Annotated in this window: 22 protein-coding genes; 8 read left to right on the top strand and 14 right to left on the bottom strand. The window is 72.4% G+C overall.

Translation table 11 applies throughout. The features are described from left to right. Positions 1–3: 3 nt before the first annotated feature. Genes NE234_RS30710 through NE234_RS30675 form a run of 8 tightly spaced genes read right to left on the bottom strand, consistent with a single transcriptional unit; the run spans position 4 to position 8,311 of the window. Entirely contained in the window at positions 4–873 is an 870-nt protein-coding gene (locus NE234_RS30710) for an amidohydrolase family protein (RefSeq protein WP_252784315.1), read from the bottom strand. Beyond that, on the bottom strand, positions 870–1,868 hold the full coding sequence (locus NE234_RS30705) for an aldo/keto reductase (RefSeq protein WP_252784313.1): 999 nt from the start codon (positions 1,866–1,868) through the stop codon (positions 870–872). Before NE234_RS30705 ends, NE234_RS30710 begins: the two co-directional genes overlap by 4 nt. 2 nt (positions 1,869–1,870) lie before the next feature. Beyond that, a complete protein-coding gene (locus tag NE234_RS30700) occupies positions 1,871–2,884 on the bottom strand; it encodes an ABC transporter permease (RefSeq protein ID WP_252784311.1) in 1,014 nt (337 codons plus the stop codon). Then, entirely contained in the window at positions 2,877–4,394 is a 1,518-nt protein-coding gene (locus NE234_RS30695) for a sugar ABC transporter ATP-binding protein (RefSeq protein WP_252784309.1), read from the bottom strand. The genes NE234_RS30700 and NE234_RS30695 overlap by 8 nt, the downstream gene beginning before the upstream one ends. Continuing rightward, complete coding sequence (locus NE234_RS30690) at positions 4,391–5,440, bottom strand: sugar ABC transporter substrate-binding protein (RefSeq protein WP_252784308.1); 1,050 nt, start codon at positions 5,438–5,440, stop codon at positions 4,391–4,393. The genes NE234_RS30695 and NE234_RS30690 overlap by 4 nt, the downstream gene beginning before the upstream one ends. A gap of 7 nt (positions 5,441–5,447) precedes the next feature. Further along, complete coding sequence (locus NE234_RS30685) at positions 5,448–6,191, bottom strand: SDR family NAD(P)-dependent oxidoreductase (RefSeq protein ID WP_252784306.1); 744 nt, start codon at positions 6,189–6,191, stop codon at positions 5,448–5,450. Continuing rightward, positions 6,192–7,475 carry an enolase C-terminal domain-like protein gene (locus NE234_RS30680; RefSeq protein WP_252784305.1) on the bottom strand — a complete coding sequence of 428 codons (1,284 nt, stop codon included), beginning with the start codon at positions 7,473–7,475 and terminating at the stop codon, positions 6,192–6,194. Then, a complete protein-coding gene (locus NE234_RS30675; RefSeq protein ID WP_252784304.1) occupies positions 7,472–8,311 on the bottom strand; it encodes a fumarylacetoacetate hydrolase family protein in 840 nt (279 codons plus the stop codon). The genes NE234_RS30680 and NE234_RS30675 overlap by 4 nt, the downstream gene beginning before the upstream one ends. A 190-nt stretch (positions 8,312–8,501) precedes the next feature. On the opposite strand from NE234_RS30675, the gene NE234_RS30670 reads away from it, so the two are divergent. From NE234_RS30670 to NE234_RS30660, 3 genes are all read left to right on the top strand, one after another. Continuing rightward, a complete protein-coding gene (locus NE234_RS30670) occupies positions 8,502–9,209 on the top strand; it encodes a FadR/GntR family transcriptional regulator (protein ID WP_252784303.1) in 708 nt (235 codons plus the stop codon). Positions 9,210–9,211: 2 nt separating this feature from the next. Further along, the gene (locus tag NE234_RS30665) at positions 9,212–9,526 is read left to right on the top strand and encodes an L-rhamnose mutarotase (RefSeq protein WP_252784301.1); all 315 of its coding nucleotides are present in this window, start codon (positions 9,212–9,214) and stop codon (positions 9,524–9,526) included. A gap of 184 nt (positions 9,527–9,710) precedes the next feature. Beyond that, positions 9,711–10,316: a hypothetical protein gene (locus tag NE234_RS30660; RefSeq protein WP_252784300.1), complete on the top strand. Its 606-nt coding sequence runs from the start codon at positions 9,711–9,713 to the stop codon at positions 10,314–10,316. Here the strand turns inward: NE234_RS30660 and NE234_RS30655 are convergent. Beyond that, positions 10,297–10,476 carry a PspC domain-containing protein gene (locus tag NE234_RS30655; protein ID WP_252784298.1) on the bottom strand — a complete coding sequence of 60 codons (180 nt, stop codon included), beginning with the start codon at positions 10,474–10,476 and terminating at the stop codon, positions 10,297–10,299. The two genes, NE234_RS30660 and NE234_RS30655, sit on opposite strands and share 20 nt — an antisense overlap. 128 nt (positions 10,477–10,604) lie before the next feature. Then, positions 10,605–11,243, bottom strand: a complete 639-nt coding sequence (locus tag NE234_RS30650; RefSeq protein ID WP_252784297.1) for an MBL fold metallo-hydrolase — start codon at positions 11,241–11,243, stop codon at positions 10,605–10,607. A gap of 131 nt (positions 11,244–11,374) precedes the next feature. On the opposite strand from NE234_RS30650, the gene NE234_RS30645 reads away from it, so the two are divergent. The 4 genes from NE234_RS30645 (at position 11,375) to NE234_RS30630 (ending at position 14,942) form a co-directional block, all read left to right on the top strand. Further along, a complete protein-coding gene (locus NE234_RS30645) occupies positions 11,375–12,475 on the top strand; it encodes a phosphotransferase family protein (protein ID WP_252784295.1) in 1,101 nt (366 codons plus the stop codon). After that, on the top strand, positions 12,472–13,572 hold the full coding sequence (locus tag NE234_RS30640; RefSeq protein WP_252784293.1) for a hypothetical protein: 1,101 nt from the start codon (positions 12,472–12,474) through the stop codon (positions 13,570–13,572). The genes NE234_RS30645 and NE234_RS30640 overlap by 4 nt, the downstream gene beginning before the upstream one ends. A gap of 113 nt (positions 13,573–13,685) precedes the next feature. Further along, positions 13,686–14,369, top strand: coding sequence for a maleylpyruvate isomerase N-terminal domain-containing protein (locus tag NE234_RS30635; protein WP_252784292.1), 684 nt, complete (start codon positions 13,686–13,688; stop codon positions 14,367–14,369). 135 nt (positions 14,370–14,504) lie between these two features. After that, the gene (locus NE234_RS30630) at positions 14,505–14,942 is read left to right on the top strand and encodes a hypothetical protein (protein WP_252784290.1); all 438 of its coding nucleotides are present in this window, start codon (positions 14,505–14,507) and stop codon (positions 14,940–14,942) included. 57 nt (positions 14,943–14,999) lie between these two features. Here NE234_RS30630 and NE234_RS30625 read toward each other — a convergent pair whose 3' ends face one another. The 3 genes from NE234_RS30625 to NE234_RS30615 are packed head-to-tail and all read right to left on the bottom strand — an operon-like array spanning position 15,000 to position 17,141. Beyond that, on the bottom strand, positions 15,000–15,386 hold the full coding sequence (locus NE234_RS30625) for an iron-sulfur cluster assembly accessory protein (RefSeq protein WP_252784289.1): 387 nt from the start codon (positions 15,384–15,386) through the stop codon (positions 15,000–15,002). A gap of 25 nt (positions 15,387–15,411) precedes the next feature. Further along, positions 15,412–16,356, bottom strand: coding sequence for an LLM class F420-dependent oxidoreductase (locus NE234_RS30620; RefSeq protein WP_252784288.1), 945 nt, complete (start codon positions 16,354–16,356; stop codon positions 15,412–15,414). 11 nt (positions 16,357–16,367) lie between these two features. Continuing rightward, on the bottom strand, positions 16,368–17,141 hold the full coding sequence (locus tag NE234_RS30615) for an SDR family oxidoreductase (RefSeq protein WP_252784287.1): 774 nt from the start codon (positions 17,139–17,141) through the stop codon (positions 16,368–16,370). 83 nt (positions 17,142–17,224) lie between these two features. Here NE234_RS30615 and NE234_RS30610 point away from each other — a divergent pair, with 83 nt between their 5' ends. After that, positions 17,225–18,007 carry an SDR family oxidoreductase gene (locus tag NE234_RS30610; RefSeq protein WP_252784286.1) on the top strand — a complete coding sequence of 261 codons (783 nt, stop codon included), beginning with the start codon at positions 17,225–17,227 and terminating at the stop codon, positions 18,005–18,007. A gap of 69 nt (positions 18,008–18,076) precedes the next feature. Here the strand turns inward: NE234_RS30610 and NE234_RS30605 are convergent, their stop codons facing one another. Continuing rightward, complete coding sequence (locus tag NE234_RS30605; protein WP_252784284.1) at positions 18,077–18,937, bottom strand: LysR family transcriptional regulator; 861 nt, start codon at positions 18,935–18,937, stop codon at positions 18,077–18,079. Positions 18,938–18,992: the final 55 nt, after the last annotated feature.

The following is an 18,992-nucleotide window of genomic DNA, read 5'->3' as shown; positions in this document are numbered from 1 at the left end:
CACTCAACTTAGTCCGTACACGCGGCGGGCCGTTCCGCCGAACACCGCCTCCCGGTCACCGGGCGGGACCGCGTCCCGCGCCAGGTCGAGGACCTGCTCGTACGACGCGGCCAGTGTGCAGACCGGCCAGTCGGAGCCGTACATCACGCGGTCGGCGCCGAAGGAGTCCAGCACGTGGCGGGCGTACGGCAGGATGTCGGCCGGTTTCCACTCGGGTGCCGCCTCCGTGACGAGGCCGGACAGCTTGACCGTCACGTTGGGCAGCGCGGCCAGCGACGTGATCCAACCCGCCCACGGCTCCCAGGCGCCGCCGGCGATGTCGGGCTTGCCGGCGTGGTCGAGGACGAACGAGACCTCCGGCAGCCGGCGCACGGCCTCCAGGGCGGCCGTGGCCTGCGGCGGCCGGACCAGCACGTCGTACACCAGGCCCGCGGCCCCGACGGCCTCGACGCCGCGCAGGGCGTCCGGCCGCAGCAGCCACGCGGGGTCCGGCTCGTCCTGGACGAGGTGCCGGATCCCGACGAGGAGGTGACCGGCCGGGCTCTCCCGCACCTCGGCGATCCGGTCGGCCACGTCCGGCGCGGTCAGGTCCACCCAGCCGACCACGCCCGCGATCGGGCCCGGCTCGTCCCCGTGCTCGAGCTCAACCGGGTCGGCCGCGACGGCCAGCAGGTCGTAGGTCTCGCCGACGTCCTGCAGCGCCTGCACGACGATCGAGTCGCGCACGCCGTACGACCCGGCCAGCCCGGCGTAGCGGGCCGCGTCGAACCGGCCACGGATGGGATCGGCCCACGGGCCGTCCATCCAGGGATAGTCGCGAACGCCGGTGTCCCACAGGTGATGGTGCGCGTCCACCAGTGCACTCTCGCTCAAAGCGCCTCCCAGAGCGCCTCGGGGATGTCCAGCTCGAACAGGTCGCAGTTGTCGTCGACCTCGGCCGCGTTCCGGCAGCCGACGAGGACGCTCGCCACGGCCGGGTGCCGGAGCGGGAACCGCAGCGCCGCCGCGCGCAGCGGCACGCCGTGCCCGGCGCAGACCCGCTCCAGCCGGGCGACGCGCTCCCGCAGCTCCGGCGAGGCCGGCGCGTAGTCGTACGTGGTGCCGCCGGCCAGCAGCCCGGAGTTGTACACGCCGCCGGCGACCACCGAGGTCCCGCGCCGGGCGCACGCGGGGAACAGATCCTCCTCGGCGGACCGGTCGAGGAGGGTGTACCGGCCGGCGCACAGCACGACGTCCAGGTCGAGGCGTTCGACGAACCGCGTGAGCATGGGGGTCTGGTTCATCCCCGCGCCGATCGCGCCGATCACGCCCTCGTCGCGGAGCGCGGCCAGCGCCGGGTACGCCGTCGCGTACACCTCCTCCTCGTGCTCGTCCGGGTCGTGCAGGTAGACGACGTCCACGCGGTCGGCACCGAGGCGTTTCAGCGACTCCTCCAGGGAGCGGCGGATGCCGTCGGCGCTCCAGTCCCAGACCCGCCGGTACGGCGGTGGGTCGGCGAACCCCTCCGGCTCGGGCGGCTCCCCCGGCCCGAGCGGGACGAGCAGCCGCCCGACCTTGGTCGACAGGACGTACCCGCCGGCCACGACCGCCCCGGCGGACGCGCCGGTCTGTGAGGCACCGGCGGACTCGCCGCTCCGGTCGGCACCGGCGGGCGCGCCGGTCAGTGCGGCGCCGAGGCGGCGTTCGCTCCGGCCGGCGCCGTAGTGCGGCGCGGTGTCGAAGTATCCGATACCGCGCTCGCGGGCACGGTGCACGGCCGCCGTGGCGTCGGCGTCGGAGACCGGGGCGAAGAGGCCGCCGATCGCCGCGCCGCCGAACGACAGCGTCGTCACCTCGACGGGCGACCTTCCGAGTCTGCGTCGTTCCATCGCTACTCCTGTGCCTGACCCGACGTGATCCGGCTGATGATCAGCGCGACGAGGATGATCCCACCGTTCAGCGCACCGATCCACTGCGCCGGGACGCCGGCGAGCGTGAGCACGTTCTGGATCATGTAGAGCAGCAGGATGCCGGTGAAGGCGCCGAAGATCGTGCCCTTGCCGCCGTTGAGCGAGACGCCGCCGATCACCGCCGCCGCGAAGACCGTGAAGATCGCGCCGTTGCCCTGGCTGGCCGCCACGGAGGCGAGCCGTCCGGTGAGCAGCAGGCCACCGAGGGCGGCGAGGATGCTCGCCAGCACGAGCGTGCCCCACAGCACCCGGTCGACGCGGATGCCGGCGGCGCGGGCCGCGTCGGCGTTGCCGCCGATGGCGTACAGCGCCCGGCCCCAGCGGGTGTAGCCGGTGACCACGATGGCCAGCGCGTACAGGACCAGGCAGATCCAGATCGAGGCGGGCAGGCCCAGCCAGACGGCGTTGCCCAGGTAGATCATGGAGGACGGCAGGTTGAAGAACGTCTTGCCGCCGCTGATCCCGGTCAGCAGGCCGCGCAGCACGATCAGCATGCCCAGCGTGACGATGAAGCCGTTCAGGCGGAACCGCACGATGAGCAGGCCGTTGACCCAGCCGATGACGGCGCCGATCACCAGCGTGACCGGGATCGACCACGCGCCGGACAGCCAGCCGACGCCGTGCGTGACACCGGGGGCGAGCACGAGCCAGGCGGCGACGCCCGGCGCGAGGCCGAACGTCGACTCCAGCGACAGGTCCATCCTCCCGCAGATGAGGATGAGCGCCTCGGCCAGGACGAGCAGCGAGATCTCCGACTGCTGCTGGAGGACGTTGACCAGGTTGTCCCAGTGCAGGAACACCGGGTTGACGAAGTAGCCGACGATGGCGATCACGATGATCGCCGGGACCAGCGCGAGGTCGCGCAGGCGCGCCAGCCGTGGCGCGGTGATCCGGCCGCGGGCCGGCGCGGCCATGGCCGTCTGTGTCTCAGTCACGGATGCCCTCCATCGCGGCGATCAGTTCGTGGTCGGCCCAGCCGGTCGGCATCTCGGCGACGACGGCGCCCTTGAACAGGACGATCACCCGGTCGCAGGGGCGGAGGTCGTCGAGGTCGTCGGAGATGATCAGGACGCCCGCGCCTCCGGTGGCCGCCGCGGAGGCCGTGCCGAGCAGCGTCTCCTTCGCCTTGACGTCGACCCCGGCGGTGGGCTGCATGAGCACCAGCACCTGGGGGTCGCCCGCGAGCGCACGGGCCATGACGACCTTCTGCTGGTTGCCGCCGGACAGCGCGGACACCGGCTGCTCCGGCCCGGCCGCCTTGATGTCCAGGTCGCCGATGGCCTTGGCGCCGAGCTCGTCGCGCCGCCGCGGCCCGACGAACCCGAAGCGGCCGAGCCGCTCGGGGACGGTCAGGGTGGTGTTCTCGGCGATGGACAGACCGGGGACCAGACCCTCCCGGTGCCGGTCCTGCGGAACGAACCCGAGACCGGCCCGCAGCGCGGCCGGCACGCTGCCCGGCCGGGGCGTCGTACCGCCGATCTCGACGGTGCCGCGGGCCGCCCGGCGCAGGCCGACGATCGACTCGCCGACGGCCATCTTGCCGGAGCCGCCGGCGCCGGCCAGCCCGACGATCTCGCCGGGCCTGACGGTCAGCGAGACGTCCTCGAAGACGCCCGGGACGCCGAGTCCGGTCACGGTCAGCGCGGGCGCGGCGCCGCCCGCCGGCGCGGGCCGGCCGGCGCCGAGGTCGATCAGCCCGGTGGCCTCGCCGGTCATCGCGGTGACCAGCGCCTCCTTGCCCAGCTCCGCGACCGGGGAGGTCACGATGTGCCGGGCGTCGCGCATCACGGTGACGGTGTCGCAGACCTCGTACACCTCGTCGAGGTGGTGGCTGATGAACAGGAACGTCACCCCCGACTCCCGCAGGGACCGCATGCGGGCGAACAGCCGCTCGATCGCCTGGCCGTCGAGCTGGGCGGTCGGCTCGTCGAGGATGATGAACCGCGAGCCGTGCGAGAGCGCCCGCGCGATCTCCACCAGTTGCCGCTGCTCGACGGTGAGGCGCTCGGCGGGCGCCCGTACGTCGACGTCGACCTCCCAGGCGTCCAGCAGCTCGCGGGCGCGGCGGCGCAGCGAGCCCCAGGAGATCAGGCCGCGGCCCTGCCTGTTCAAGAACAGATTCTCGGCCACGGACAGGGAGGGGATGACGGTGAGCTTCTGGTAGACGCAGGCGACCCGCTGCCGCCACGCCTCGCGGTCCGCGAGCGGCGGGGCGGGCTCGCCCCCGAACTCCACCGTTCCGGAGTCCGGGGGGACGAGGCCGGTGAGGATCGACACGAGGGTCGACTTCCCGGCGCCGTTGCGGCCGACGAGGGCGTGAATGTCGCCGTCGTCCACGGCGAGCGACACGTCGTCGAGCGCGACGGTCACGCCGAACCGCTTGCTGATCCTGTGGGCCGCCGCGACCGGCCGTACGCCGGCCGCGGCGCTGGCGGAATGGCTCATTTGACTTGGTTGCCCCAGAGCTGGGGGTCCGTCGCCTTCAGCGAGCCCGCGTAGGTGCCGTCCTTGGTGACCAGCGGCGCGGGCAGCTGGTCCTCGAGCAGGCCGGGCCGCGGCGCGACGATCGTCGAGTCGTGGTCGGTCTTGCCCGGGGCGAACTTCTTGCCGTCGAGGGCGGCCTTTACGTAGTACAGCGCGTACTTGGCGTACAGGTCGGCGGGCTGGGAGACGGTCGCGTCGATCTGCCCGGCCCCGATCGCCTTCAGCTCCTCCGGGATGCCGTCGTTGGAGATGATCGTGATGTGCTTCGGGTTCCCCGGCGGGAAGATCAGGCCCTTCTGCTTCAGCACGTTGAGCGTCGGGGCGAGGAACGCGCCGCCCGCCTGCATGTAGATCCCGTTCAGGTCCGGGTTCGCGGCGAGCGTGGTCTGCAGCTTGTTCGCGCCGACGTCGCCCTTCCACTCGGTGGGCAGGCCGATGACCTTGATGCCCGGGTAGTTCTGGGACATGCACTGGTCGAACGCCTCGGTGCGGTCCCGGCCGTTGATGGAGGCCAGGTCGCCCTCCAGCATCGCGACCTTGCCCTTGCCCTTCAGCGTGTCACCGAGGAATTTGCAGGCCTTCTCGCCGTACGCGCGGTTGTCGGCGCGGACCACCATGTAGACGTCGCCCTTGTCCGGGCGGGTGTCGACGGTGACCACCGGGATCTTCTTCTGCTTGAGCTGGTTCAGCGTCGGCGCCACCGCGGCGGTGTCCTGCGGCGCCAGGACCATGCCCTTCACGCCCTGGCCCATGAGCGACTGGACGTTGGCGGCGAGCTTGGCGATGTCGTTCTCGGAGTTGGTGGTCTTCAGGTCCAGGCCGTCCTGCTTGCCGTACTGCGGGACGTACTTGATGTAGGAGTTCCAGAAGTCGGTGTCGGACCGGGGGTAGTCCACGCCGACGGCGCCGCCTCCGGCCGAGCCGCCGCCGCTGCTGCTCTTACACCCGGCCGTCAGGCAGGCGGCCGCCGCGAAGACGGCACCCGCCGCCAGCATTCCTCGCTTCATCGCGTCCTCATCTCTCTGGGCGAAGTCGCAGGCCGGCCATGCCCCCGTCGACCGCCAGCGCCGTTCCTGTCGTCGCCGACGCCAGCGGGCTGGCCAGGTAGGCGATCGCCGCGGCGACCTCCTCCGGGCTGACCAGCCGGCCGCTCGGCTGCCGGGCCGCCAGGGCGGCCCGCTCCGCCTCCGGATCGCCGGTCGCGGCGAGCAGCCGGCCGATCCAGGGGGTGTCGGCGGTACCCGGGTTGACGCAGGTCACCCGGATACCGTCGCGCAGGTGATCCGCCGCCATCGCCAGGGTGAGCGACTGCACGGCTCCCTTGGTCGCCGAGTACAGCGCCCGCTGCGGCAGCCCGGCGGTGGCCGCGATCGAGCAGGTGTTGACGATCGCGGCGTGCTCGGATCGGCGCAGGTACGGCAGCGCCGCGCGGGTCACGCGCACCATGCCGAACACGTTCACGTCGAAGACGTCGCGCCACTCGTCGTCGTCGTTGTCCTCCACCGTGCCCTGCGCCCCGATCCCGGCGTTGTTGACCAGCACGTCCAGGCCGCCGAGGTGGCCGGCCGCCGCCGCGACCGCCGCGCGGACGGACGCGTCGTCCCGTACGTCGGCCCGTACCCCGTGCAGGGGCGCGGGCGGTTCGGCCAGGTCGAGGCAGGTCACGGTCGCGCCGCGCTCGGTGAGCAGCCGGGCGGCGGCGAGGCCGATGCCGGAGGCCCCTCCGGTGACGATCGCCCTGATGCCGTCGAATTCCACTCAAGACCTCCAGGCGGCGCCGTCGGGGTAGGCGTACTCGCGCAGGCTCTCGGGCCTGATCTGGGCCGACATCCCCGGAGCCGTCGGCGCGAGGTAGTGGCCGTCCCGGATGCGCACCGGGTCGGTGAAGTGCTCGTGCAGGTGGTCGACGTACTCGATGACGCGGTCCTCGGTGCTCCCGCTGACGGCGAGGTAGTCGAACATCGACAGGTGCTGCACCACCTCGCACAGCCCGACACCGCCGGCGTGCGGGCACACCGGGACGCCGTACTTGGCGGCGAGCAGGAGGATCGCGACGTTCTCCGGCACCCCGGCGACGCGGCAGGCGTCGATCTGCAGCACGTCGATCGCCTCGGCCTGCAGCAGCTGCTTGAAGACGACGCGGTTCGCGACGTGCTCGCCGGTCGCCACCCGCACGGGCCGGACGGCCCGGCGCACGGCCGCGTGGCCCAGGATGTCGTCGGGGCTGGTCGGCTCCTCGATCCACCACGGGTCGTACCGCTTCAGCGCCTCGACCCACTCGATCGCCTGACCGACGTCCCACCGCTGGTTGGCGTCGATCGCGACGCGGATGTCCGGCCCGACCGCCTGGCGGGCCAGTTCCATGCGGCGCACGTCGTCGGCCAGGTCACCGCCGACCTTCAGCTTGATCTGGGTGAAGCCCTCCGCGACGGCCTCCCGGGCGAGGGCCACGAGCTTGTCGTCGGTGTACCCGAGCCAGCCGGGCGTCGTCGTGTACGCGGGGTAGCCGGTGGCCAGCAGGGCGGCCTCCCGTTCCTCCCGGCCGGCGCGGGCCGCCGTCAGCAGGTCCACGGCCTCCTCGGGACGGAGGGCGTCGGTGAGGTACCTCCAGTCGGCCAGGTCGACGATCTGCTCGGGCGGCAGGTCCGCGAGCAGCCGCCAGACCGGCTTGCCGGCGACGCGCCCGGCGAGGTCGAACGCGGCGTTGATGATCGCGGCGGCGGCCATGTGGACCGCGCCCTTCTCCGGGCCGAGCCAGCGCAGCTGGGAGTCGTGGAGCAGCCGCCGCGCGAATCCGCCCAGGTCGGACAGGTCGAGGTCGAGGCCGACGACCAGCGGCGCGTACGCCTCGATCGCCGCGACGCACACCTCCGTGCCGCGCCCGATCGTGAACGTGAACCCGTGGCCCTCGCCGCCCTCGTCAGTGCGCAGCACCACGTAAGCCGCGGAGTAGTCCGGGTCCGGGTTCATCGCGTCCGAGCCGTCGAGCTGCCGGGAGGTCGGGAACCGGATGTCGTGGGCCTCGAGGGCGATGACCTTCATGCGAGCCTCTGCCGCTGCCGGCCGAGCCCGTCGATCTCCAGCTCCATGACGTCCCCGCGGCGCAGGAAGGGGAGGCCCGGACCGCCCAGCGCCACGCCGGCCGGGGTCCCGGTGTTGATGACGTCCCCGGGGTCCAGGACCATGAACTGGCTGAGGTACCAGATCAGGTGGTCGACCGGGAAGATCATGTCCTTGGTGGTGCCGTCCTGGCGGAGCTCGCCGTTGACCCAGAGGCGCAGCCCGAGGTCCTGCGGATCGTCGATCTCGTCGGCGGTCACGAGGTACGGCCCCAGGGGGTTGAAGGTCTCACAGGACTTGCCCTTGTCCCACTGGCCGCCGCGCTCCAGCTGGAACTCCCGCTCCGAGACGTCGTTGCTGATCGCGTACCCGGCGATGAGCGGGCGGGCGTCCGCCGGCGAGTCCAGGTAGCGGGCGCGGCCGCCCATGACGACGGCCAGTTCCACCTCGTAGTCGGTCTTCTCGCTGCCCCGGGGGATGAGCACGTCGTCGTCCGGGCCGACGACCGTGTTCGACGCCTTCATGAAGATGATCGGCTCGGCCGGGATGTCCGCGCCGGTCTCCGCCGCGTGGTCGCGGTAGTTCAGGCCGATGCACACGACCTTGCCGGGCCGGGCCAGCGGTGCGCCGATCCGCCCGGTCTTCTGGATGGGCGGCAGTTCGCCTGCCGCGTACGCCACCCTGGCCCGGTCCAGACCGGTGGCGAGGAAGTCGCCGTCGATCTCACGGGTCAGGCCGGACAGATCGAGGAGCGAGCCGTCCTCTGCCAGGACCGCGGGGCGTTCGGCGCCTTCCGGTCCGACACGCAGCAGCTTCACGTGGTCGCACTCCCTGCTCGTACGGTTGGTCCGACCTCTCCTGCACTCATCGGACCTCTTGTGCGGACATAAGACCATTAAGGGGCAATCTCCTGGCAATACCCCGTTACATAGTTGTTACTTACTGAAAATTGGTACGACCACTCTCCGTCCGGCAGGATGTGACCCACAGTCGGAGGAGGGGGAGCGCGTGACGGACGACGCCGGCGCCAGGACCACCGTCACCCAGCGGGCGATCGAGGAGATCAAGACCCGGATCGCCATGGGTGCGTTCACGCCCGGCCAGCGCCTGCCGACCGAACGCGACCTCGCCGCCGACCTCGGGCTGTCCCGCAGCTCGATGCGCGAGGCCATCCGCGCCCTGACCGTCATGGGGGTCCTGGAGGCGCGCCACGGGGCCGGCATCTACGTCACCCAGCTGCAGCCGGGCGACCTCCTGGAGACCTTCGGCGTGGTCGCGGAGATCTCCCGCGGCGACACCCTGCTGCACCTCGTCCAGGTGCGGAAGATCCTCGAGCCGGCGGCCGCGGCCGCGGCGGCGGCCCGCATCGACGACGAGGGGCTCGCCCGCCTGCGCGCCGAGATGACGGCGATGGAGCGGGGCGCGAACGCCGAGGAGATCGTCGGGCACGACCTGGAGTTCCACCGCATCATCACCGAGGCGGCGGGGAACCCGGTGCTCTCCGCGATCCTCGGCGGGCTGAACAGCCGTACGTTCCGGGCCCGCGTCTGGCGCGGCTACCGCGAGGAGGGCGTCTTCGCGCGCACGTACCGCGAGCACGACGCGATCTACCGCGCGCTGGTCGAGCGGGACCCGGACGGCGCCCGCGTCGCCGCCGCGGTCCACATCGGCGCGGTCGAGGAGTGGGCCCGCCGTCAGCAGGAAGAGGAGGAGTGACGTTGCGCGTCGCACTGCACACCCGGCTCAAACCCGGCCGCGAGGAGGAGTACGAGCAGGCGCACCGGGAGGTCCCGCCGGACCTCGTCCAGGCGATCAAGGACGCCGGCGCGCACGAGTGGACGATCTGGCGCAGCGGCCTCGACCTGTTCCACGTCATCGACTGCGACGACTACGCCGCCCTGCTGTCCGCCCTGGCGGACCTGCCGGTCAACGTCGCCTGGCAGGCGCGCATGGCCGGCTACCTCGACGTCGTGCACGACTACTCCGGCGACGGCGCCGCCAAGGGCCTCCCCGCCGTCTGGCGCCTGGCCTAGAGGGGCGTCCGCCGGCGGCCCGGCACGGGCGTACGGGCGACGGCCCCGGGATCGCGTGGTGGGGATGGCTCCACCGCCGGTCCGGGGGCGACCCTCAGGGACCCGCCGGAGTCGAATCCGTAGCTTTCCCGGGTATGAACGTTGTCGTCTTCTCACCGTCGCCCGCGCCGCTCATCCTCACATCATGATGAGTCCGCTGGACGCCGTCGCCTGGGCCCTCGTCGCCGGCTGGGCCTACGCGACCGCCGAGACGTACCTCCTCGCCCTCCGGCGCGGCCGGCGGGCGGTCCTGCGGGGCGCGACGCGAGCACGGGCCGCCGTGATCGCCTGCACGGCGGCGGCCCTTGCCCTGACCGCCGCGCTCGCCGTACTGTCCCCCTCCCGTTTCCTGGCCGCGGCCCCACTGCTCGTGCTGCCGTCGGCGGCGGCGCTGTGGTGGTCGCTGCCCCTGCTCGGCGGCCTGCTCCGCGTCCTGCGCGCCGACCCGTGGGGTCCCAGCGACCCGCCGATCCGCCGCCGCGGGGCCGAGCCCCGGCTGACCGCCCCCGCTCAGGCGGCCTGCGCCTGCGCGCTGACCGCGATCCCCCTGTCGGCGGAGCGGCCGGTGGCCGTGATCGTCGGGTACGGCCTCACCGGCGCGGTCGTCGGCGGCCTGGCCCGGTACGCGCGGCACCGTCACACCGTGCTGGAGCGCGTCCGGGCCGGCGTGCTCCGGCGCGCGGTCGCGCCCGCGCCGGAGGACGAACGACACCGCCGCCGCCTGAGGCGTCTCACTCACCCGGCATCATGACCCAGAGGATGATGTAGAGCAAGAACTGCGGTCCGGGGAGCAGGCAGGACAGGATCGCCAGCAGCCGGACCGTCCAGGCCGACATGCCGTACCGGCGGCCGAGCCCGGCGCAGACGCCGGCGATGACACGACCGTGGCGCGGACGGGACAGACCGTTCATTGCGACACTCCTTCGGTTGCCTGTCTCCGACGCTAGGCCGCGCGCCCGGCGCGTCACATCGCTCCCAGGGCCGATCCGGGCTCGTCCCGTGGACCTACGGGTCCTTCCCTTAGGGGAAGGTCGACCGATTACGGAATGTCGACCGACTCGCCCGGCCGGAGCCGGCGGAACTCCCGCTTCTGGCGCTCGCCCTCCCCGGCGAGCTGACCGTCCAGCAGCCCCAGTCCGGCGTCGTTGAGCAGGCCGTCGTGGACCGCGAACGCGCGGCGCGGCGCCACCGCCCGCAGGTACTGGATCATCTCCGGAGCCTTCATCCACGGCGCCTGCCCCGGCACGAGGAGCGTCGGCGCCTCGAGGACGGTGAACGCGTCACCCGGGTGGAAGACCTCCCCGTCGATGAGGAACCCGATGTTCTCCACCGGCGGGACGTCGGGATGGACCACCTCGTGCCGCTGACCGGCCACGGCGACCTCGAATCCCGCGATCGTCAGCGCGTCCCCCTCGCCGACCGTACGGACCCGGCCCCCCAGGTCGCCCAGGTCGGCGGCGACGGCGCGGCAGGTGTAGACGGTGAGGCGCGGGTCGTCCGCGACGGCCTTGCGCAGTCGTTCCGCGGCGTAGTGGTCGAAGTGCTCGTGGGTGATCAGGACGGCCTCCGCGCCCGCGATGGCGTCACCCTCCGGCGTGAGGGATCCCGGGTCGATGACGATGGTCCGGTCGTCCTTCTGGAGGCGGACACAGGAGTGCCCGAGCTTCGTCAGCCTCATCCTCCGATCGTGCCACGCGACCGCCGGACGTCTCCGCGCCCGGCGGCGCCATTGACGGACCAAGTAACAGCTTGGTAAACCTTGATCGACATCGGGGACACCACTGGCGGGGGCGTACGAGGAGGCCGGACATGCCCGTTCCCGACCAGCGGGATCCCGAGGTGACCCGTGCGGTGCTGACCCGATGGCTGGCGGACCGGCTGTCCGGCGGCGAGGTGACGCTGTCCGACCTCGAGATCCCCGGCACGACCGGGTTCTCCGCCGAGACGCTCCTGTTCGACGTCGCGTACGGCGGCCGTACCGAGCGGTTAGTCGCCAAGGTGGCGCCGGTGCGCTACCAGGTGTTCCCGGACCCGCTGCCGTACGCCGACCAGTACCGGCTGCTGCGCATCCTCGACGAGCGGACCACGATCCCCGTCCCGCCGATGCGCTGGTACGAGGCCGACACGACGCTTCTCGGCGCGCCGTTCTACGTCATCGACCGGGTGGACGGCCGGGCCCCCGAGGACAACCCGCCGTACCACCAGGCGGGGTGGGTCGCCGAGGCCCCGCCCGCGCGGCGGCGCCGGATGTGGACCGCGGGCCTGGAGATCATGGCGGAGGTCCACCGGCTGGACCCGGCGCCCTTCGCGTTCCTCGACCGGACCAGGTACGGGCGCGCCGGACTCGACCAGCGGCTCGGCTACTACACGCACTACATGAGCTGGGCCTACCACCGCCCGCAGCCGACCTGTGCCGCGGCGCTGCGGTGGCTGCGCGAGAACCGGCCGCCCGAGCCCGACCCGCCGGTCCTGCTGTGGGGCGACTCCCGCATCGGGAACATCCTGTACGACGACGGCGGCGAGCCGCTCGCCGCGCTGGACTGGGAGATCGCCACCCTCGGCGCGCCCGAGGAGGACCTCGCCTGGTACATGTTCCTGGACCGGCACCACTCGGAGGGCATCGGAGTGCCCCGCCTCCCCGGCTTCCCGTCCTACGCCGACACCGTCGCGTACTACGAGGAGCTGACCGGCCGGCGGATGCGGCACCTGGCCTACTACGAGGTCCTGTCCGCGTTCAAGTTCGCGGTGATCATGGCGCGGATCGGACAGGCGTTCATCGACTTCGGCCTGGTGCCGCCCGACAGCGACTTCCCCGTCGACAACACCGCCTCGCGGCTCCTGGCCGCGCTCCTCGGCCTCCGCGCACCCCGTCCCACCGTGACCGGCCCGCCCTCCGGAGGCCCGCGATGACGCTCTCGCCGCTCGACGACTACCCCGTCCACCAGGTCCCCGACGTGATGCGCCACGTGGGCACCTCCGACCGCAACTTCTACGACCGGTACTACTTCAACTGCCACTCCCGGTCGGACGAGCTGATGCTGATCGTCGGGCTCGGGCAGTACCCGAACCTGGGCGTCACCGACGCCTTCGCCCTGGTCCGGTACGGCCCGCTGCACCGCGTCGTCCGCGCCTCCCGCGAACTGGGCGCCGACCGGATGGACACGACGGTCGGGCCGTTCAGCGTCGAGGTGCTGGCGGGCCTGAAACGCCTGCGTGTCGTCCTCGGCCCGAACGACCACGGGCTGTCCTTCGACCTGACCTGGGAGGGGGCGATCCCGGCGCAACTGGAGCCGCCGCACTTCGTCCGCGCCCGGGAACGGGTGGTGTTCGACTCCCGGCGGCTCGCCCAGACCGGCCGGTGGACCGGCTCGATCACCGTGGACGACACCACCCTGCCGGTCACCCCGGACCGCTGGTGGGGCAGCCGCGACCGGTCCTGGGGCATCCGCCCGGTCGGCGAGCCCGAGCCGCCGGGCATCCAGGCGAAGGATGCCGACTCGAATTTCTACTGGGTGTACGCGCCGATGCAGTTCGAGGACCACGCGATCCTGTGCATCCTCCAGGAGGACGCGCAGGGGCGGCGGATCCTGGAAGAGGCCGTGCGCGTGTGGCCGGACGACCGTGAGCCGGAGTACCTCGGCCGCCCCGACTACCTCCCGACGTACGCGCAGGGCACCCGCGACGTCACCGAGGCGGTGATCTCCTTCGCACCGCCGGGGGGCGAGCCCATCGACGTGCGCGTCACCCCGCTCCTGCCCGTCCACCTGATGGTCGGCAGCGGCTACGGCCTCGAACCCGACTGGCGGCACGGCATGTACCAGGGCCCCGACCTGAAGGTCCAGGGCGTGACGTACGACCTGCGGCGCCCGGAGGACGCCGCCCGGATGTGGGGCATGGTCGACTCCGTCGCCCGCTTCGACTACGAGGGCGGCGTCGGCCACGGCCTCTTCGAATACTGGGCCCTCGGCCCCCACCCCACCTTCACCGGCGATACGCCCAACCCCTGACCCGCAATCGGTGGCGGTCGCTGCGGCAGCGTTGCTACCGCCTGGGCGTGACGCGATCATCGGGTGGATTCACCGGCGTAGGGTCCGCCCGGCCGCCCGGTAGTTTGGCGATCATGAATCGTGATCGGGTGATGGAGGCGTTCAGAGCGGAGTCGGCCCGCCTGGGCGAGGTGGCCTTGAGCTGGACGGATCGGGATTGGGCCCTGCCCACCCGATGCGAGCCGTGGCGGGTTCGCGATCTGTTCGGCCATGTTCGGGTGGCGCTCGCCTGGCTGCCCGGGATGCTCGCCGGAGCATCGCCGGACCAGGCCGAGGTGTCGGCCCGGCAGTACTACCGGCCCGACGAGCGGTTCTCGGCCGCTACGAACGACACGCGTATCTCGCTGGCCCAGGGACATGCCGCCGGCTTCCCGGACGGTCGCGCGCTCGCCGAGGACTTCATCGCCACCTGGCAGAACGTTCACCGACTGTGCAGCGCGGAACCCGCCGGCCGGGTGGTGCGGACGCGGCACGGCGACGCGATGCTGTTGTCCGAGTTCCTGGTCACCAGAGTGGTCGAGGTCGCCGTGCACGGGCTGGACCTGGCCGCCGCGCGGGGAGACACCCCGTGGCTGACACCTGAGGCGGGCTCCGTGGTGGAGGAACTCCTGACGGGCCGTCCCGAGGGCGCCGACCGGCGGACGCTGGGATGGGACCAGGCCACCTTCCTGGAGAAGGCGACCGGACGTCAGCCGCTCACCCCGGCCGAGGACCGGCGACTGGCCGACATGAACCTGCAGTGGCTGGCCCTCGGCTGACCCTTGGCGTGCGGACGTTCGAGGCGTGGCTAGAACTCGGAAAAGTCTGCGGAAGGACGCGTTCTGTCGGCACCACATGGTGTAGTCACTCCGTCGCCCATCGTCAGGACGGGCCGAGGGGAAGGTGCTACGGTCATGCTCGTGTCGAGCCTCGAAGAGCGGGTCAGCGCGCTCGAGAAAGACGTACAGATCCTCCGCATGGCGACCCACGGGTGGGCGGAGGTCGCGGTGGCCGCCGACCGTAAGGTCGGTGGCGTGCCTGAGCTGCTCAACCTGATCTACGGGGAGATCGCCTCGATCAAGGAGACGCTCGCCCGCCACGAAGAGCGCTTCACCGCCATCGAGTCCCGGCTGGAGCGGGTCGAGTCCCGGCTGGAGCGGGTCGAGTCCCGGCTGGAACGGGTCGAGTCCCGGCTGGAACGGGTCGAGTCGCGGCTGGACGGGCTCGAGACCGAGATGGCGGACGTCAAGGAGCGGCTCACCCGGGTCGAGACCCGGCTCACCGCCGTCGACGACCGGCTCGGCGGTATGGACGCCAAGCTGGATCTGATCCTGGACCGCTTGGCGGCCTGAGGACACCGAAGGCCCCGGGCTCGTCGGTGCGGGCCCGGGGCCGGTCGGTTCACTCGGTCAGGTCTGTTCGGCTAGGCGGAAGGTGACGTCCCCGTTCTCGTCGACACTCGCGTCCAGGGTCATCTCGTCCAGGATCGTCGCCGCGTCCGGTTCCAGGTAGACACGGGCGCCATGCTCCTCGACGATCTCGTCGCCGGCCTGCGGCCCCTCGGCCACCGCGAGGGAGAGCGTGCCCGTCTCCTCCGTCTGGCCCTGGGTGGCGATCCGCAGGCCGGTCTGCGGCGAAAGCTCGGGCTGGCTGGTGACGGTACGGATCACCTGGACCGCCGAATCGGTCAGCGTCAGCACTGTCGACAGCTCCTTCGGTCTGGATTGCAGGTCAGCACGGCGCACGGGCCCCGTGCATGCGCCCTGCCATGCCCGACGCTCCATGTCGGCAAACATCCGGGATCCGGCGATTGGCCGGAAATCAGGGAGCGAGAGCGGGCACGGCGTCCGGAATCGAGAGCTCGCTGTTCGGCAGGACGGCGAGGATCGGAGTGTCCAGACCGGCCTCGACGTAATCGCGGACGCGTGCCCGGCACGCGTCCGGGGAGCCGTGGACGACGAGCTCGTCGACGACGTCGTCCGGGATCGCGTCCAGGGCGGCCCGGCGGTCTCCGGCGGCCCATGCCTCGTTCATCGCGGCGAGCCGCGCACCGCGGCCGAGCCACTCGTGGAAGGCCGCGTAGACGGGCACGGTGAGGTACGCCGCGATCAGCCGGCGGCCGAGCGTCCGCGCCTCGTCGGCGTTCGACGTCGGGCAGACGAAGATCCGCGCGATCAGCTCCTTCTCCGTACCGAACACGCTCCGTACCGTGCGGACGTCCTCCGGCGCCAGCCAGTTGGTGATCGCCCCGTCGGCCTCGCGGGCGGCGAGCCGGAGCATGCCGGGCCGGAGCGCGGCGAGCACGATCGGCGGCGGTGTCTTCGGCGGGTTGTCCAGCCGGAAGCCGGACACGCCGAGCGCCTCGTCGGTGACCTTCTCCCCCGCCAGCGCCCGGCGCAGGAACCTCAGCGTGTCCCGGACCCGCTGGTACGGCTCGGTGAAGGGGATGCCGTTCCAGCGTTCAACAATGACCTGCGAGGACGTGCCGAGGCCGAGCACGAACCGGCCGGGGGCCAGGTCGGCGAGGGTGGCGGCCTGCTGGGCGAGCAGGGCGGGACCGCGGGTGTAGACGGGCACGATCGCCGGTCCGAGCCGCAGGTCGGGGGCCCACTGCGAGGCGAGCGCCAGCGGTGTGAAGCCGTCCACCCCGTTGCTCTCCGCCGACCACGCGTCGGTGTATCCGAGGCCGGCCAGGCTCTCCACGACCTTGCGGTGCTCGGCCAGGGGCAGGCCCATGAGCGGGATGGTGATTCCCCATCGGGACATGCGGATCCTCCTCAGGCGATGGACGGACGGACGGTCGAGCCGCCGTCGACGACGAGGGTCTGCCCGGTCAGCCAGCTCGCCGTGTCCCCGGCGAGGAAGACGACCGCCTTGGCGATGTCCTCGGGTTCGCCGAGGCGGCCGAGCGGCATGTACTTGGCGATCTGCTCCTCGTTGTTCTCCCACAGCGCCCGGGCGAGCTGGGTCTTGACGAGTCCGGGGGCGACGGCGTTGACGCGCACCGAGGGCGCCAGCTCGATCGCGAACTGCCGGGTGAGGTGGATGACGGCGGCCTTCGTGGCGTTGTAGTAGCCGATGCCGTGCTCGGTCACCATGCCGCCGACAGAGGAGATGTTGACGATCGCCCCACCGCGCGCCTGCATGGACAGCTTCCAGGCGAGCTGGGTCCACAGCACGACGGCGAACTGGTTGACCTGCACGGTCTTGTCGGCTCGCGCGGCGTCGATGTCCACCATCGGGCCGAAGTACGGGCTGGTGCCCGCGTTGTTCACGAGGACGTCGACGCCGCCGAACTCGGCGACGGCGGCCTCGACGCAGGCCCGCGCGGCGTCCTCGTCGCCGACGTGGGCGGCCTTCGGCAGCACGCCGACCTGCGGGTACGCGGTCCGGATGGCCTGCGCGACCTCGTCGAGGGCGTCCTGCTTGCGCGAGGACAGGACGACGTTGCAGCCCTCCGCGGCCAGCGCCTCGGCCGTGGCGCGTCCGATGCCGCGCGACGCGCCGGTGATCAGGGCGGTCTTCCCCGCCAGCCCGGTCTCGAGTCCCATCAGATTCGCCTTTCGTCCCGACACCCGGATCTTTCTGACAACCGAATCGGGTTCAGCCTAGTCTCGGATGTTACGTTCCTGCCATGCAGATCGCCGGGAAGAACATCGTGATCACCGGAGCCGGGAGCGGAATCGGAGCCGCGCTGGCCCGCCGGTTCGCCGCCGAGGGCGCGGCCGCGCTCTGCCTGGCCGACCTCGACGGGGACGCCGTGGAGCGGGTCGCCGCCGGGCTGGAGTGCCGTACTCTCGCGTTCCGCGTCGACGTCGGCGACGAGGGGCAGGTGCGGGCGATGATCGACCGCGCCGGCGAGGCCGGCCCGATCGACCTGGTGTGCTCGAACGCGGGCATCGGCACCGGCGCCGGGCTGGAGGCCACGCCGGAGCAGTGGGCGGCCGTCTGGGCGGTCAACGTCCAGGCCCACGTGTACGCGGCGCGGGCCGCGCTGCCCGGGATGCTCGAACGCGGCGAGGGCTACTTCCTGAACACGTGCTCGGCCGCGGGCCTGCTCACCCAGCCCGGGGACGCCCCGTACGCGGTGACGAAGCACGCGGCGGTGGCCTTCGCCGAGTGGCTCGCGCTGACGTACGGCGACCAGGGCGTCAAGGTGAGCGCGCTGTGCCCGCAGGGCGTGCGCACCCCGCTGCTCCGTGAGGCCCTGGAGGGCGTGGCGGGCCAGGTCGTGGCCGCGGCGGGCGCCGTCCTCGAACCCGACGACGTCGCCGATGTGGCCGTCGCGGGGCTCGCCGCCGAGAGGTTCCTCATCCTGCCCCACCCCGAGGTGGCCGAGTTCGAGCGCCGCAAGGCCGCCGACCGCGACCGCTGGCTCGCCGGACTGCGCCGGATGGTCTCCTCCGTCCGCGCCTGATGCGGCTGACGGCCTCCGCCGCCCACGCCTGATGCGCCGGATGGTCTCCTCCGTGCGCGCCTGAGCGGGTCAGGTCGCCGCGCGGGAGATGACGAAGCGGCGGAAGTCCTCGACGACGGGCGGGCGGGTCCGGCCGTCCACCCAGGCCAGGCCGATCGTCCGCCGGGCCCCCGCGAGGACGACCTCGGCCACGCCGGGGACCGGCTCGCCGGGGGGGACGATGGCGACGCCGAGCCCGGCGGCGACCAGCCCGCGGAGCGTGGCGGCCTCCTCGCCCTCGAACGCGATGTCGGGCCGGACGCCCTCCTCGCGGAAGAGCGCGTCGGTGATGGAGCGCAGCCCGTACCCGGCCCGCATGAGGATGAACGGCTCGCCGGCGGCGTCGGACGGGCGTACGCGGCTGCGCCTCGCGAGCCGGTGCCCGGCGGGAACGGCGAGGCGGAGGCGTTCGGTCGTGAGCGGGTGCCAGGCGAGGTCCGCCGGGCGCGGGCTGGTGATCGCCAGGTCCGCGCGGCCCTCGGTGACGGCGGCCGCGATGTGCTCGCTGCTGCCCTGGCTCAGCCGGAACGTCACACGCGGGTGCTCGCGCCGGTAGTCGCGGAGCAGCTCCGGGACCAGCGCGGTGCCCTGGGTGTGCAGGAACGCCAGGCCGACCTCGCCCCGCTCGGGGTCGGCGGCCTGGGCGAGGGCGTGGCGCGCCGCCCGTTCCTCGGCGACCAGGCGTTCGGCGTGCCGGCGGAAGATCGCGCCGTACGCGCTGAGCCGGAGCGTCCGGCCTTCCCGGTCGAACAGCCGCACGCCGAGTTCGCGTTCGAGACGGGCGACGGCGCGGGACAGGCCGGGCTGGGAGATCCGCAGCTCGGCCGCGGTCTGGGTGACGTGCCCGTCCTCGGCGAGCGCAAGGAACCAGCGCACCGTCTGCAGGTCCATGACTCATCAGCATAGGTCTCCGCCGGATCGTTCATTGGACGCATCGGTCGGGTAC

It is taken from the genome of Actinoallomurus rhizosphaericola, from assembly GCF_024055675.1.
Lineage (GTDB): Bacteria > Actinomycetota > Actinomycetes > Streptosporangiales > Streptosporangiaceae > Actinoallomurus > Actinoallomurus soli.
Note: the sequence above shows the minus strand (reverse complement) of the source record. Positions and strands in the feature narration are given on the sequence as shown.

What these genes read in the sequence shown, in the direction of transcription:
- NE234_RS30695 (WP_252784309.1), bottom strand. Translation starts at nt 4,394, where the DNA reads ATGAGCCATTCCGCCAGCGCCGCGGCCGGCGTACGGCCGGTCGCGGCG.
- NE234_RS30645 (WP_252784295.1), top strand. Translation starts at nt 11,375, where the DNA reads ATGCCCGTTCCCGACCAGCGGGATCCCGAGGTGACCCGTGCGGTGCTG.
- NE234_RS30690 (WP_252784308.1), bottom strand. Translation starts at nt 5,440, where the DNA reads ATGAAGCGAGGAATGCTGGCGGCGGGTGCCGTCTTCGCGGCGGCCGCC.
- NE234_RS30680 (WP_252784305.1), bottom strand. Translation starts at nt 7,475, where the DNA reads ATGAAGGTCATCGCCCTCGAGGCCCACGACATCCGGTTCCCGACCTCC.
- NE234_RS30625 (WP_252784289.1), bottom strand. Translation starts at nt 15,386, where the DNA reads ATGTTTGCCGACATGGAGCGTCGGGCATGGCAGGGCGCATGCACGGGG.
- NE234_RS30620 (WP_252784288.1), bottom strand. Translation starts at nt 16,356, where the DNA reads ATGTCCCGATGGGGAATCACCATCCCGCTCATGGGCCTGCCCCTGGCC.
- NE234_RS30650 (WP_252784297.1), bottom strand. Translation starts at nt 11,243, where the DNA reads ATGAGGCTGACGAAGCTCGGGCACTCCTGTGTCCGCCTCCAGAAGGAC.
- NE234_RS30660 (WP_252784300.1), top strand. Translation starts at nt 9,711, where the DNA reads ATGATGAGTCCGCTGGACGCCGTCGCCTGGGCCCTCGTCGCCGGCTGG.
- NE234_RS30655 (WP_252784298.1), bottom strand. Translation starts at nt 10,476, where the DNA reads ATGAACGGTCTGTCCCGTCCGCGCCACGGTCGTGTCATCGCCGGCGTC.
- NE234_RS30610 (WP_252784286.1), top strand. Translation starts at nt 17,225, where the DNA reads ATGCAGATCGCCGGGAAGAACATCGTGATCACCGGAGCCGGGAGCGGA.
- NE234_RS30640 (WP_252784293.1), top strand. Translation starts at nt 12,472, where the DNA reads ATGACGCTCTCGCCGCTCGACGACTACCCCGTCCACCAGGTCCCCGAC.
- NE234_RS30605 (WP_252784284.1), bottom strand. Translation starts at nt 18,937, where the DNA reads ATGGACCTGCAGACGGTGCGCTGGTTCCTTGCGCTCGCCGAGGACGGG.
- NE234_RS30630 (WP_252784290.1), top strand. Translation starts at nt 14,505, where the DNA reads ATGCTCGTGTCGAGCCTCGAAGAGCGGGTCAGCGCGCTCGAGAAAGAC.
- NE234_RS30635 (WP_252784292.1), top strand. Translation starts at nt 13,686, where the DNA reads ATGAATCGTGATCGGGTGATGGAGGCGTTCAGAGCGGAGTCGGCCCGC.
- NE234_RS30705 (WP_252784313.1), bottom strand. Translation starts at nt 1,868, where the DNA reads ATGGAACGACGCAGACTCGGAAGGTCGCCCGTCGAGGTGACGACGCTG.
- NE234_RS30615 (WP_252784287.1), bottom strand. Translation starts at nt 17,141, where the DNA reads ATGGGACTCGAGACCGGGCTGGCGGGGAAGACCGCCCTGATCACCGGC.